The following is a 13926-nucleotide window of genomic DNA, read 5'->3' as shown; positions in this document are numbered from 1 at the left end:
GCTTTTAAATCTAAAACACCCCTAACCTAACGGTTAGGGGTGTTTTTTATTGCGTGGTTGAAAATTTAAAAGCAATCTACAAAATCTCAATTGTTTTCTCCCTACTTCAATTTATGATTGATTTAAATTCATAATTATAAAAAGGAATTCAGCATTGAATGTAATTATCCAGTTGCTAGGTGGTATCGGTTTATTCCTTTTAGGCATGTCTCTGATGACGGATAGCTTAAAAGCAATCGCTGGCGAAGCTCTACGACAATGGTTAGTTAGATTTATAAATTGTTGTGTAAAAAAAAGGTTTTAAAATTCGCTCAGAAATTAAATAAAAGTGACGATTATTATCTTTCGATAAAATTATCTTAATTAAAATGTGACCTAGTTCATCTAAAATTTCTTTCAAAATTAAATTTTATTTACACCAAATCTAGAATATGGTTTCATTACCCATTTTTTTTAATAATGAAGAAAATTACATTCAAAATGAACATAGGGGAAATGGAATGTTAATGAATAAAAAGCAACTAAAGTTAAAATTATCTGCGATTACGATATCTGTTTTATTAGCAAGTTGTGGTGGCGGTGGGGGATATTATGGATCAAATGATAATGATTCCAGTGGTGAGTCTGGTGGTGGGAATACTGGTGGTGAAGTCGTAACCCCTACAGTTACAGCAACTGGTTTGAAGATTGAATTAGATAAATTAGCAATTGCAGCGACAAACGGTCAGTTAATAGTAACTGTTCGTGCCTTAGATACTAATAAAGGTGGTGTTGCTGATGCACCAGTTACTTTATCAATCATAGACCCAACTGATAATGTGATCAATACAGGACTTTCTAAGCAACAAACTGATGAATCAGGAAATGCTGTTTTTGTTTTAAAAACACCTGCTACATCTACAACTTTGTCTGATCTAATTAAGAATGGTTTTAAAATCGTTGTCTCAACAAATGATGGGAAATTAAATCAAGAACAAACAATCGCTGTTACGGGAGCAGATACAACCACTGGCTCAGATACTACAAGTGTTGTTTTATTTGATGCAACTAAAACATCTTTAAATGTCCGTGGAGATCAAACCACGGTAACATTGACTGCGGTAGATGCAAATGGTGCTACTTTAGCAAATCAAGCTATTTCTTTAAAAGTAAAGAACTCTGCTTTGAATGGTGTTAAATTCACGCCTAATGCTTCTCAAACTGATGCAAATGGAAAGATTACTTATACATTATCATTTACTGAAACACAGAGAGCCCCATCTTATACTGCTGAACAGTTCATAGCTGATGATTTAGTATTTGAAGCGAACTTTGGTCAGTCAACGAAAGTCTATACTTATAAACTTGATATAGTAAATTCAATTGTTCCTAAACCTGTTGGTGCTATTTCAGTTGCATATAATCCAACTCAAATTGAGAACTCGGCTGGTGGCGTTTATTATTATCAAAATGTTTCTGTACAAGTAACAGATGTTGATGGTAAGCCTTTACCAAATCAAGATGTAGTCATGGGTGTAAATGCATTAACTTACAATAAGGGATTCTATGGATTCTTTGACACCAATACTCCGTTAGATGGTAAAGCTGATAAATATCTACCTGCTGAAATTACTCAATGTGTTACACCATCAATTATTGTTAACAGCGATGGTAAGCAAGTTAATCAGTTAAAACCTGTAAAAGAAGGGCAAACTGTACAAGTTGTATCGTTTATTAATTCTGAAGGCACACCAGCTACAGATAATAAATACACAACTGATGCAAATGGTCGTTTTGATTTAAAAATTCAGTATCCTAAAATTTATGCAGGCTATTTAACTGTACAGTTGTTAGCGGATTCAATTGTAAGTGGTAAATCGATTAGTGGCTCAACAAGTTTTTCTCTCAGCTATTTAGCAAGTGATGTTGATATAGCGAATGGAATTGCACCAAACTTGACAAGTCCATATGGTGTCTCTTCAAATTGTTTAGATGGCCAATAATTTATAGTTAAATAAAAAACGGCTTTCGAGCCGTTTTTTATTTGCCAATCATTTAAGATTTAATCATCTAATAAATCCATTTGTTTAGCTAATTGATATAAGTTATTTGAACGATTACCTGTGCGGCAGAACATTAAAACTGGTTTTGGTAATTCATTAAAATGATTAGCAAAAGTACGAACATCTAACTCAGTCATTTGACCTGATACAACGGGTTGATATACATAATCAAGACCTGCTGAACGTGCTGCTTCTTCTATTTGAGCACTAGTAGGTTGTTCTGGCCCGCCTTCCATATCAGGACGGTTATTGATGATTGATTTGAAGCCTTTTTCGACGACTTGCTCAACATGTTCAGGACCAATTTGACCTGCAAAACCAACATTTTCTGACATCTTGTCACTCCAAAAATAAACAAAACATTTTATGCTCTATCATAGCATTAAGCTTGATCTTGAGTTTAAATGTCTATAGTAAATACATGATGATAAGCAAAAGATAACGCAATGGAGCGCGCATGCACACCTATACAGTTGAGCCGTTGTATGTTCCTAGTGGTGATGAAACGATTGCAGCTGATTTTTATCTACCGAAATCCAACATAAAACCAGCCGTTATTATTATGGCGCATGGTTTTGCTGGATTACGTCAGTTTAAATTAATTCAGTATGCGCAGCGTTTTGCACAAGCGGGTTATGCTGTTATTTTATTTGATTATCGTTATTGGGGGGGGAGTACTGGGAAACCTCGAGAGTTGATCTCTTTAAGTGCTCAATTAGATGATTGGAAAACCATAGTTCAGTATGCATCAAATTGTAAATATATTGATAGTAGACGTATTATTTTGTGGGGAACCTCATTAAGCGGCGGTTATGCTTTAAGTTTAGCGACAGACCTAAAAAACATTCAGGCAATCATGGTTCAAGTTCCGTATGTTGATGGTGCTGAAACAGCGAAACTTTATCCTTTGCAACGCTATCCTGAAGCATTAAAGCGATCAAGTCAGGATTATATGGGCTCAAAAATGGGGCTTGCACCTAAAACACTGCCTGTTGTTGATCAATACAAGCTTTGTTTTTTACCTACATCTGATAGCTACTTTGGATATCATTCAATAGTGAATCCTGATTATTATTGGAGTGGTGAAGTTCCAGCACGTGTATTTTTTAATTTGATGCGTTATCGCCCAATCCAATTTGTACGAAAAATTAATATTCCTGTTTTATTCATTGCTGCTAAAAATGACACTTTAATTCCAATTCAGTCTAGTCGTGAAGCAGCGACCAATATTGCGCCATTTGTCACGTATCATGAGTGGGATATTAAACATTTTGATATTTATCATGGTTCATGGTTTGAAAAAGCAGTCACAACCCAATTAGAATTTTTGCATCAACATATTGGAGTGATGTAAATGATTATAGTCTGTAGTTCATGTGGTGCAAAAAATCGTGTGCCAGAAGAGAAATTAAGTACGCATCCAAGTTGTGGTAAATGCCATCAGCCATTATTACCACAACAACCTATTGAATTGAATGAACAAAATTTCAGTAATTTTATTTCTAATACTGATTTACCTGTATTGATTGATTTGTGGGCAGAATGGTGTGGCCCATGCAAAATGATGGCTCCACATTTTGCTCAAGTTGCAACCCAAAATCCATATGTGATTTTTGCAAAGATTGATACAGAAGCAAATCCAAGATTGAGTGCAGCATTTAACGTACGTAGTATTCCAACTCTAGTGCTGATGAACAAAACAACTGAAATTGCTCGAGTGAGCGGAGCATTACGTGCACCTGAACTTCAGCAATGGCTACAACAACATTTGAAGTAACATCAAGAGATCTTTGATATGACTGAGCGTTTGAACCATCCTGAAGGCACGCTTTCTTTGCAAACGATTGCAATGCCTGCTGATACTAACTGGAGTGGTGATGTTTTTGGGGGATGGATTGTATCTCAAATGGATTTGGCTGGTGCAATTCACGTCGAGCGTTTCAGTAAAGGTCGTTGTGCAACGATTGCAATTAATCAGATGACTTTTTTAGTCCCTGTGAAAGTCGGAAATGTGATTAGTTGCTATACGAAAATCTTGAAAGTTGGTAATACTTCGGTTCAAGTTCAAATTGAAGTATGGAACAGTCATGATGATTCGCGTGAACCAGTGCGAATTACTGAAGGGGTGTTTACTTTTGTTGCGGTCGATGTAAAGGGTAATAAACGTCAAATTTCAGAAGAAGTTAGACAGAAATTTACAGCAACGCTATCGGTTTAAGCGTATTTGCTTGATACGATTAGGGAGTTATCTCGTTAGGATTTAAGCATGGCTGAAGAGCTCATTTTGCAACAAGGCGATAAAGCCGAACAATATCAAAGTATTATCCCTCAGATTAAAGCAATTGTTGAGGGTGAGCCTGACCTGATTGCTAATCTTGCAAATATTTGTGCTGCACTGAAACAGCAATTTGGTTGGTTATGGGTTGGTTTTTATTTGGTTAAGCAAAATGAATTAGTATTAGGTCCATTTCAGGGACCAATTGCCTGTACTCGTATAGCGAAAGGTCGTGGTGTATGTGGTACAGCATGGCAACAACAACAAGTTATTATCGTGCCTGATGTTGAGTTGTTTCCAGGACATATTGCATGTAGCTCAGCGTCTAAATCAGAAATCGTATTGCCGATTATGCAAAATACGGAATGTGTTGGTGTACTAGATATTGATAGTGATGAACTCAATCAGTTTGATGAAGTCGATGCTAAATATCTGCAGCAACTTATTTCTATTATTGAAACATCAATTTCTCATTCATAAAGGTATAACCCAAATTTATTTGGGCTATACCTTTGTAGCTAGAACATGGTATTACTGTTTTTACTTTGCTCTGGGATGTTTTGAATCACATCCCAATGCTCGACAATTTTCCCATTTTCAACACGGAAAATATCAATAATCGCTCGCTCCCGATCTGTATCATTTTCAGTTGAATGAACATGTAGAACAACTAGGTTTTTTCAGCAATCGCTTTTTTAATTACATTTTTTGCTGCTGGATTATTGCTAAATTTCTCCGTAAAGAAGTTTACAAAAGGTGCTTTGCCATCGGGAACATTCGGATTATGTTGAATATATTGGTCGCCAATATAGCGACCAGCATATGCTTTAACTTGGTGTTTCAAAAAAACACCTTCATAAAAGTCCACGACAATTTTCTTATTTTGTTCTGATAGCTCATCGGAGAGAGTTTGGTTCGAGCTGTTAAGATGAGTCGTATTGGATGGAATAGAAGAACAAGCAGTAATGATAGTCGTCAAAAATATGATGGGAATAAAGTAAATTTTTTCATAATATCAAGCCCAAGAAACAAAACGGTATTTGTATCTTGGGCTGAGTAACTATCTAAAAGAAGTTTAGATCAGTTATTATTTTTTACGTTTGGGTAACCAAGCCCAAAGCATTTGGCAATGGATCGGTTCATTTGCAGAATCATCAATGACCGTAACAGGAATCAGTAGCTCGCCTTTTTCATTATTTGCAATGAACTTTTGTTGATCAGCAGATAATGTTGCAGTTGCAGTTAAACCGCCTTGTGCGACTTTTAAATAATCTACATGTAAAGATTTGATCAATAAAATGCGATCATCAGGTACATGTAAACCTGTTAAAAATCCAGTTGCTGTCTCAGCTAATAAAGCCATAGCTGCGGCGTGTACACCCTTAATATGATTTTGCATATTACGTTGGTTTTCAATGCGAACAGTCACATGATCTTTATCTACTTCTAAATAGCGTATGTTCGCTGTTCCTACCATCGGAACAACATGACCAAATGCTTTGCTCCATAAGGTACTACGGATACCTTTAGGGAATTTAGAAGTGGTTTTAACTAACGTATAAAGACGGTTATCTTTTGCCATAGCGAGCCTATTGCTTAGTCTTTGAAATTATTAAATTGCAGTGGCAGACCAAATTGTTGTTCACGTAAAAAATTCATGACTTGTTGCAACGTGTCACGTTTTTTATCAGTGACGCGGATTTTGTCTCCTTGGATAGAAGATTGCGCTTTGATACCACTTTCTTTAATGGCTTTATTAATTTTTTTTGCAGTATCTGAGTCAAGTCCATCTTTGAGTTTGATCACTTGTACTACATGTTTACCTGATGCAGTGGCTTTTTGTGGATCAAGCGCTTGTACATCAACCTTACGTTTATAGAAATGATTTTCAAGCATGGTATAGACTTGTTCACATTGGAAATCACTTTCAGTCGAGATTTTAATCTCTTTATTTTTCTCATTTAACTCGATCGAAACGTCTTGTCCGCGAAAGTCAAAACGTGTACCAATCTCTTTTTGCGTGTTTTGTACCGCATGATTGACTTCAAATAACTCTAATTCAGAAACAATATCAAAAGAAGGCATGGTTAGACCTTTACAAAGGGAAAGAATATTTGAGATGCTAAGGGTGTTTTCTTCATTTGCCAAGTGTTGTTTACATCAAAGGAGTGCGCAATGATCCGTAAACAAGAAATTACAACATTTGAGTTCCCAGAGGACGCGATCATCTGGGATGTCCGAGATACCAAAGCGTATTCAGAGGCTCATGTCAAAGGGGCAGTAAATCGTCCTATTGCTGAATTAACTGCGGATAGTTTGACTCAAGTTGCAGCGGATCAGCCGATTTACATTTTATGTGGTGGTGGCAGTAAAGCACCACGAGCAGCCGAACTTTTAGAAGGTCTAGATAGTTCACGTGAATACGTCGTTTTGATGGGAGGTACTCGTGCAGCACGTGATGCTGGTTTACCTCTTGTAGAAGGTGTGTAAATGAAAAAAGTTTGCCAAAATACATTTGTGTTTTGGCAAACTCATAAAAATAAATCAAAGTTTCTATTTGAAAGATAAAAACTACATTTGCTTCGAATAATACGGTTTCTTTACTTTTACTTTTTTCTGAAAACGTAAAGGATTCAATTTACTTAGTAAAGATTGTGGAGCTGGACAAAGCTCACCCAATACTAATGCAGCTAAAATCTCACTGCATAATGGTGCAAATAAAAATCCTTTAGAACCTAAACCTGCAAAAGTATAAATTTCACTGTTTGATTCTATTTTCCCAACCAAAGGGAAATAGTCTGAACTCTGCGCCCGAATAGAAGCACGACCTTGCCATATGTCGATCGATGGAAGTTGTTCAGCATATTGTGGGAAGACACTGTGGATAAGTTCGTAATTATGCACATGGTCTTCAGCAAGAACATCACTATCGTCACGGTTAGGATAGAAGGATGCACCTAAAATCAATTGAGAGTCATCTAACTGCATACAATAACCACCATAGCTATAAGCCTGATTCAAGGCCAAAGGCTGTATGGTGTTATTTACCCAACTGACCTGCCCTCGAATAGGCTTCAATACAGGATAGTTTTCAAATAAGGCAGCACTTTGTTTTGCACAACATACGATGACGTGATCTGCTACCGAAATTAAGTCCTGATCTTGCCAAATTTCTGTTTGCGTTGCTTTTGGTCTAAGACGAGAAACTTTGGCTTTTTTTATGCTGATATTTGGATGTTTTAAAATCTCATCACGCAACACATGAGGAGAAACTGCGCCAGCTTGCTGCAATATCAAACTTGGATAGTGGGTTTCGAGTGTTTGATTGGGAGAAGAATGAGCTGTCCCGAAAACTGATTCAGGATATTGTTGTTCTAGTCCAAGTAGCTCATCGGCATTTTTTATTGCGATCTGTTCTACTTGGATTGCACGGAATGCTTTAAATCGTGAATAAAAGTTTAAAGCATGCTGCCAGCTTAGAGTCATTAAATGTTCATGGGCTTGATCAATTGGACACAGCTTGGGATTGAGTAACGCAAGAGGATTACCAGAAGCACCTGAAAGTGGTTCATTTTGCTCGTAAATCATCACTTGATGTCCACGTTGAGCAAATGCCCATGCGGTGGTCAAACCTGCTATTCCAGCACCGATAATGGCGATTTGTCGCTGCTTTAGTTGCGTTGTTTCAGGTAATGCTGCTGGACGCTCTTGGAGCGGCTCAGCCTCTGGATTTTCCTGATCTGGGCAGTCTAGCCAAATGGCTTTTAACATTTCTCGTTTGTGACCAAAGCCTCTAGGTCGGCTGATTTGGATCCCGTGTTGTTTTAGTCCGCGTTTAAGAACACCTGCAACGCTGAAGGATGCAAAGGTCGTTGCGTACCCGGATAAGCGCACAATATGATTTAATACATTTTCTTGCCACATATCAGGGTTACATGAAGGCGCAAACCCATCGAGAAACCAAGCATTGACTGATTGTGTTTTTGGGATACTTGGGAAAATGTCCTGCGCATCACCGAGCCATAGATCGATGCTAAATCGCTCTTCGGGAAAACTCAGGCGATGACAACCTGCAATCGGTAATGGGTATTGTTGTACTAGTTTATCTGCAAGAGGTTTAAGCTCATCCCAAACACTAAGCGCACGTATGAGATCAGCTTTACTGAGAGGGAATTTTTCAACACTGATGACATGTAAATGACTGTGATTATCAGGGCGAACACTTTGCCAAAGTTGCCAAAGGGTAAGAATATTGAGTCCTGTACCAAAACCCGTTTCACCTACACAGAAATACTGAAAGTCAGAGAGTTCTGATAACCGTGTACTAAGATCATTTCCGTTTAAAAACACATGGCGTGTTTCGAGTAAACCGTTATCTTTAGAAAAGTAGACATCGCCAAATTGTTTAGATATGGGAACTTCGATACCATCAACAAGTTCCCAATCTAATTCAGCTGTTTGAAGTTTTAATGTTTGTGACATGAAGATTAATATTTACCACTGACGACGACGTTTGGTATAGACATAACTTGCGATAAAGAAACCTAAAATTACCCCGACAGCAATCGTCATAGCGCCATATAAAAACATCTGAGCACTGCGTTCACTTTGCAGAACTTGGACTTGTACAGTCAAGTTATCATTTTTTAATTGCAATTCTTGGTTTTGAGACAGAGCTTGCAGATTTGCATGTTCAAGTTGTTTCAAGCGTGTTGCTTGATCTTGAATCATGGCTTTGACTTTTGCATCTTGTTGGTGTTTGGCTTTTGCAATTTGTTCCGCAGTCAACGGCTTAGGCGCTGTAGCCGTTGTTGTATTGTTTGTGGAGCCGCCTGTTGTTGCTGTTGCAGGTTTAGGTTGTACAGTTGCAGGTGTAGTAACGGGTGTTGTAGGCGTAGCCGCTGTTGGTGCTGATGGCGTTGTTGGTTCAACAGCCCAAGTCATTGAACTGAGTAAACATAAAGCGAAAAAGCTTCTCACTGAAACTTGCATGATTTACCCTTTTGGAAAAGCTTTGTTGAACAATTTCACTTCGATATCAGCATATATCCCTTCTTTTAAGAACGGTTCATCTTGGATCCATGCATCGAGAGCTTCACGACTATCAAATTCGACAATAATCGTGCTACCTAAGAATCCTGCTTGAGGATTGTTTGGGTCTTTAGGATGAGCGCCCGCTGCGATCAGACGACCTTCATCATCTAATTTTTGTAAACGTTCTAAATGTTGAGGTCGTGTTGCTAAACGTTTTTCTAGAGTACCTTCACGATCAGTACAAGTCAGCACAAAATAGGGCATAGATGTAGCTCAATAACTTTAAATTTAGTCTGTGGTTTTAAAATGCTTTCTTAAGCAAAACAGTATAACAGCAAGGTAACTGATAGAAACGATAATATCGCCAAATGCGGTGAACTCGCCCCAATATTTGCCTTGCATAAAGATAAAACCGAAGAAAAAATGTAGTGAGGCTAATAAGAAGAATTGCCCACACCAAGCCCAGTTTAAACGCATCCAACCTTGAGGACTTAACTCAAGTAACGAACCTAATAATTTTTGGATAATTGGCATCCGTTCTTTATTGAATAAAGGCGTGACTAAGAACCCGATACCTATTCCAATATTGATGATGACAGCTTTCAATTTAATGTAAGTTACATCACTGAAAATTAAAGTGATTCCTCCAAAAATAATGGACATCACCACAATAAACCATTGCATTTTTTCCAGTTTGAATTTTTGGAAAAAGAACAAACAGCCATAAACCACTAAGGTTGAAATAAGAAGCGCGCATGTTGCAACAAGGATATGATTTTGATCAGTATTTCCTGCGCTACCCACCAATTGGAGAAGGGGATGTTGACTATCTTTGGGATCGGTCGTTTTATAAAAGTAGAAGAAGATAATCAGCGGAAGGTAGTCGAGCAACGCTTTCATGTTACAGTACGATGATGAAATAGGTCAGATAGCATAATACAAACCATGTTCGGTGTCGATTTACATACACATACTCACATTTCTGATGGTACGTTCTCTCCTGAGCAACTGGTACAGGCTGCTGTCGATTTGAAAATCCATATGTTGGCTGTAACTGACCATGACACTATGGATGGTTTAAGCTCTGCACGAAAGTATGCTCAAGATCATGATATTCAGATTATTTCTGGTGTTGAAATATCGAGTCAGTGGTCAAGACCAAACACGAAAAAAAGCTATGGTGTGCATATCGTGGCGCTGAATATGCAAGATGAAACACCGATCCAAGCTATGCTTGAAAATCAGAAAAAAGTCCGTGCGGAGCGAGCTAAGGTCATCTGTGACTTATTAGAGAAATGTATTGATTTTGATATTTATCCAGATGTAATTGCGAAGGTTGATGGGCAAGCAGATCGTGTGACCCGAACACATATCGCTAAAACATTGGTAGAGAAAAATATCGTTAGTCGTCCACAGCAGGCATTTGACCGTTTCCTAAAAGAAGGAAAAAAGGCTTTCGTAAAATTTGAAGGATTAGGCTTAAAAGATACCATCGATGTGATACATGCGAGTCAGGGTTTTGCTGTATTGGCTCACCCAACGCGCTATGATTTATCTGCGACGAATATCAGATATTTAATTGAATTATTTGCCGAGGCGGGAGGAGATGCGGTTGAATTACCTCCAAGTATAGAACCTGCTTCGACACGTCAAATGGTTGATCGAATGATTCAGCAGTTTGATTTAGCCGTTTCGATAGGCAGTGATTTTCATGGGGAAAATATGCCGTGGATTAAACTTGGTAATACGCCACGAGTAAAAGAAGGGCAAATTGGAATTTGGGATCGTTTCCAATAATTCTACCTCACAATAAGTTGTGATCATGTGCCTGTATGGGCGGTGGAGTAGGTCTGCCCAGCGTGCTTAGCAGTTCAATTTCAATTGAACGTACCATCGCATCTAAAGGTAAGTCATTGCTTTGCGTTCCAAAAGGTTCTTCAATTTCTGTGCTCAGCGCATCGAGTCCCAAAAAGGTATAAGCTAAAATTCCGACTAAGAGCGGTGTGACTAAACCAAGTAAAGAACCTAAGCTAAATGGCAGCATAAAACAGAAAAAATAAACAGTTCGGTTCAATAAGACCGAATAAGCAAAAGGAATAGGGGTATTGGCAATACGATCACAACCTGTTTGCATCTCACTTAAAGCTGCGACATGACGGTTCATTTGTGTATAAATGACATCGGAAATTTCACCATCTTTCAGCGCTTGCAATAGTTCCCATTGAATAAGGCTGAGTGTGTATTGCGGAGCATTATGTTGTTGGTAAAGCTGATTCAAAGCTTGCTGACTCAAACCACTTGTTTCGGTCAGTTCAGTTGGGTTGGCTGTTTGGTGGCGTAATCGATCACGTAGCACATTTGCAAAAACGATCACATTTTGAATGATCCTTTCACGTCTGGCTTGTGCCAACACACGACAATCTCGATCAAAATGACGTGAAGTCGCAATTAGAACACCCCAAAGTTTACGAGCTTCCCACCAACGGTCATAACATGCCGTATTTTTGAAACCTAAGAAAATCGACAGTACAACGCCGATCAACGTAAAACCAACCAATGGAATTTCAGGAAAACGATATAGGTCAATATATTCAACTCCGCCAATAATTGCAGAGATCAACATGACAAAACCTAAAGAGGGTAAAATTTTGGGTAAAATCGTCCCGCGCCATGAGAATAAAACTTTAAAAATGCTAGGCTGGTCGCGGACAATCATGTTATTTGAATCATTAATTTTATCTGTTGATGTTCATGTTAGATGGGCGCTTTGTCAAGATCAGATTGCTTGATTTTAATAGGGTTGAGTAGTTGTTGTTCAGTAAAAGAAAAATAGCCATCAGGTGAAATAATAAAGTGATCAATCAAATGAATTTCAACCAATTTACAAGCTTGTTTGAGTTGTTGAGTAAAGTAGATGTCTTCATTTGAAGGTTGGGCTATTCCGTAGGGATGGTTGTGTGCAACGACGATTTGACAGGCTTGTTGTTGAATTGCGTAGCGTAGGGTCTGATTCAATGAAACGCTACATGAATGCTGCGAACCGTAAAATAGTTTTTTGAAATGAAGCTTCCTCAGTTCTGCATCTAAACACAGAACAGCAAACACTTCTTGTTTTTCACCTAGAAGTTCATAACGTAAATAATCCAAAACCAAAGAAGAATGATCTAAACATAGTCGTTGTTGATGAAAATAGTTATTCAAATAACGTCGTCCTAATTCTTTGACTGCCATGAGTTGCGCATATTTGGTTGACGCGATGCCATTAAATTGGGACAAGTCTTCTAACGAAGCATCAAAAATTGGGTTCAATCCTCCAAAATGCTGAATCAGGATACGAGAAAGTTCAACAGCTGAGTGTTGTTTTGAGCCAGAGCGGAGAAAAATCGCTAGTAGTTCAGCATCCGATAAACTTTGAGGTCCTTGCGAGAGTAAACGTTCTCTTGGTCGTTCTTGTTCGGGCCATGCTTTAATGGATTGTTTTATGGATTGATTCATTTTTATTCACATAATTTTTTTATGATGATAATTTTTCCAAGTGCATCACTTGGGTATGGCGATATTTAATGATATTGTGAGCGCCACTGCAACAGAAAGGTACACTGTTTGTGAGCTTCGATCTAAGTGTAATTCCACATAAAAACATTATATTAGCGGTTACGGGTGGTATTGCTGCCTATAAAAGTGCCATTTTAGTACGCCGTTTAAAAGATTTTGGTTTCGATGTCCGCGTGGTCATGACACATGGCGCACAAGCATTTATCACACCTTTAACATTTCAAGCCTTGTCAGGGAATCCTGTACATACTGAGCTACTCAACCCTGAAGCAGAAGCAGGTATGGGACACATCGAGTTGGCGCGATGGGCTGATTTAGTGTTAGTCGCTCCAGCAAGTTGTGACACGATTGCGAAATTTGCCAATGGTTTGGCAGATGATTTGCTCAGTACATTATATTTAGCGACGAAAGCCCCTGTTTGGGTTGCACCTGCTATGAACCAGCAAATGTGGGCAGCAAAAGCAACGCAACGCAATCTACAAACTCTGGTTGAAGATGGTGTGCATGTCATTATGCCTGATGCTGGTGAACAAGCTTGTGGAGATGTTGGTCTAGGTCGTATGCCTGAACCTGAAGATTTAGCCAAACAAGTAGCCGCTTATTTTCATAAAGCGCAGCGTGCAATTGCTGAGAAATTTGGTTTACTCGCTGGCAAGCGTGTCACTATCACTGCGGGTCCAACGCGTGAAGCAATTGATCCTGTCCGTTATATTTCTAATCACAGTACAGGAAAAATGGGCTTTTCTTTGGCAGCAGCATGTTATGCGGCTGGTGCAAAAGTCACTTTAGTTGCAGGTCCTGTCAGTTTAGATACACCAAATGGTGTTGATAGAATTAATGTGAAATCTGCTATGCAAATGCTTGATGTTAGTATGAATCAGCTCAAAGAAGGTTGTGATATTTTTATTGCAACTGCCGCTGTTGCTGATTATCGAGTTGCTGAAGTTGCGGAACATAAAATTAAAAAGTCTGGAGATGAACTTGCAGTTTCATTGGTTAAGAATCCAGATATCGTAGCGA

17 protein-coding genes and 1 pseudogene are annotated in these 13926 nt (G+C 38.4%); 8 read left to right on the top strand and 10 right to left on the bottom strand.

The window, feature by feature from the left end:
- Positions 1 to 500: 500 nt before the first annotated feature.
- A complete protein-coding gene (locus A2003_RS13110; RefSeq protein ID WP_286687478.1) occupies positions 501 to 1982 on the top strand; it encodes an Ig-like domain-containing protein in 1482 nt (493 codons plus the stop codon).
- A gap of 59 nt (positions 1983 to 2041) precedes the next feature.
- Here A2003_RS13110 and A2003_RS13105 read toward each other — a convergent pair whose 3' ends face one another.
- Complete coding sequence (locus A2003_RS13105; RefSeq protein ID WP_004955517.1) at positions 2042 to 2377, bottom strand: protein tyrosine phosphatase family protein; 336 nt, start codon at positions 2375 to 2377, stop codon at positions 2042 to 2044.
- Between the two features lie 122 nt (positions 2378 to 2499).
- On the opposite strand from A2003_RS13105, the gene A2003_RS13100 reads away from it, so the two are divergent.
- From A2003_RS13100 to msrC, 4 genes are read left to right on the top strand one after another with little or no spacing between them, the layout of a single operon-like run.
- Positions 2500 to 3396 carry an alpha/beta hydrolase gene (locus A2003_RS13100; protein ID WP_004906487.1) on the top strand — a complete coding sequence of 299 codons (897 nt, stop codon included), beginning with the start codon at positions 2500 to 2502 and terminating at the stop codon, positions 3394 to 3396.
- Positions 3397 to 3819, top strand: a complete 423-nt coding sequence (gene trxC, locus A2003_RS13095; RefSeq protein ID WP_125318826.1) for a thioredoxin TrxC — start codon at positions 3397 to 3399, stop codon at positions 3817 to 3819.
- An 18-nt stretch (positions 3820 to 3837) separates the two neighbouring features.
- The gene (locus tag A2003_RS13090) at positions 3838 to 4260 is read left to right on the top strand and encodes an acyl-CoA thioesterase (protein WP_039047703.1); all 423 of its coding nucleotides are present in this window, start codon (positions 3838 to 3840) and stop codon (positions 4258 to 4260) included.
- Positions 4261 to 4308: 48 nt separating this feature from the next.
- Positions 4309 to 4797 carry a free L-methionine (R)-S-oxide reductase MsrC gene (gene msrC, locus A2003_RS13085; RefSeq protein ID WP_286687477.1) on the top strand — a complete coding sequence of 163 codons (489 nt, stop codon included), beginning with the start codon at positions 4309 to 4311 and terminating at the stop codon, positions 4795 to 4797.
- A gap of 38 nt (positions 4798 to 4835) precedes the next feature.
- On the opposite strand, the pseudogene A2003_RS13080 reads toward msrC, so the two are convergent.
- From A2003_RS13080 to A2003_RS13070, 3 genes and pseudogenes are all read right to left on the bottom strand, one after another.
- Positions 4836 to 5266 (bottom strand): annotated as a pseudogene (locus A2003_RS13080) (nuclear transport factor 2 family protein).
- 138 nt (positions 5267 to 5404) lie between these two features.
- Complete coding sequence (locus tag A2003_RS13075) at positions 5405 to 5899, bottom strand: DUF4442 domain-containing protein (protein ID WP_204379282.1); 495 nt, start codon at positions 5897 to 5899, stop codon at positions 5405 to 5407.
- Positions 5900 to 5913: 14 nt separating this feature from the next.
- Positions 5914 to 6402, bottom strand: a complete 489-nt coding sequence (locus tag A2003_RS13070) for a YajQ family cyclic di-GMP-binding protein (RefSeq protein ID WP_004637859.1) — start codon at positions 6400 to 6402, stop codon at positions 5914 to 5916.
- 90 nt (positions 6403 to 6492) lie between these two features.
- Here A2003_RS13070 and A2003_RS13065 point away from each other — a divergent pair, with 90 nt between their 5' ends.
- Positions 6493 to 6807 (top strand): rhodanese-like domain-containing protein, encoded by a 315-nt coding sequence (locus A2003_RS13065; protein WP_004955533.1) that lies wholly within the window; start codon positions 6493 to 6495, stop codon positions 6805 to 6807.
- 81 nt (positions 6808 to 6888) lie between these two features.
- Here A2003_RS13065 and mnmC read toward each other — a convergent pair whose 3' ends face one another.
- The 4 genes from mnmC to A2003_RS13045 are packed head-to-tail and all read right to left on the bottom strand — an operon-like array spanning position 6889 to position 10251.
- Positions 6889 to 8799 (bottom strand): bifunctional tRNA (5-methylaminomethyl-2-thiouridine)(34)-methyltransferase MnmC2/FAD-dependent 5-carboxymethylaminomethyl-2-thiouridine(34) oxidoreductase MnmC1, encoded by a 1911-nt coding sequence (mnmC, locus tag A2003_RS13060; RefSeq protein WP_286687476.1) that lies wholly within the window; start codon positions 8797 to 8799, stop codon positions 6889 to 6891.
- 12 nt (positions 8800 to 8811) lie between these two features.
- On the bottom strand, positions 8812 to 9309 hold the full coding sequence (locus A2003_RS13055) for an SH3 domain-containing protein (RefSeq protein ID WP_286687475.1): 498 nt from the start codon (positions 9307 to 9309) through the stop codon (positions 8812 to 8814).
- A gap of 3 nt (positions 9310 to 9312) precedes the next feature.
- On the bottom strand, positions 9313 to 9615 hold the full coding sequence (locus tag A2003_RS13050) for a YciI family protein (protein WP_004906511.1): 303 nt from the start codon (positions 9613 to 9615) through the stop codon (positions 9313 to 9315).
- Between the two features lie 24 nt (positions 9616 to 9639).
- Positions 9640 to 10251 (bottom strand): septation protein IspZ, encoded by a 612-nt coding sequence (locus tag A2003_RS13045; protein ID WP_286687474.1) that lies wholly within the window; start codon positions 10249 to 10251, stop codon positions 9640 to 9642.
- Positions 10252 to 10296: 45 nt separating this feature from the next.
- Between A2003_RS13045 and A2003_RS13040 the strand changes: the two genes are divergently transcribed.
- Complete coding sequence (locus A2003_RS13040; protein ID WP_042893224.1) at positions 10297 to 11148, top strand: PHP domain-containing protein; 852 nt, start codon at positions 10297 to 10299, stop codon at positions 11146 to 11148.
- 7 nt (positions 11149 to 11155) lie between these two features.
- On the opposite strand, the gene A2003_RS13035 is transcribed toward A2003_RS13040, so the two are convergent.
- Positions 11156 to 12067: a bestrophin family protein gene (locus A2003_RS13035; protein WP_004906518.1), complete on the bottom strand. Its 912-nt coding sequence runs from the start codon at positions 12065 to 12067 to the stop codon at positions 11156 to 11158.
- 38 nt (positions 12068 to 12105) lie between these two features.
- Entirely contained in the window at positions 12106 to 12846 is a 741-nt protein-coding gene (gene radC / locus A2003_RS13030; RefSeq protein WP_004960941.1) for a RadC family protein, read from the bottom strand.
- A 110-nt stretch (positions 12847 to 12956) separates the two neighbouring features.
- Here radC and coaBC point away from each other — a divergent pair.
- A partial coding sequence (gene coaBC / locus A2003_RS13025; protein WP_286687473.1) for a bifunctional phosphopantothenoylcysteine decarboxylase/phosphopantothenate--cysteine ligase CoaBC occupies positions 12957 to 13926 on the top strand: 970 nt, incomplete at its 3' end.

Origin of the sequence: Acinetobacter sp. GWC1_38_13, assembly GCF_001767535.1 — a bacterium.
Classification (GTDB): Bacteria; Pseudomonadota; Gammaproteobacteria; order Pseudomonadales; family Moraxellaceae; genus Acinetobacter; species Acinetobacter junii.
Note: the sequence above shows the minus strand (reverse complement) of the source record. Positions and strands in the feature narration are given on the sequence as shown.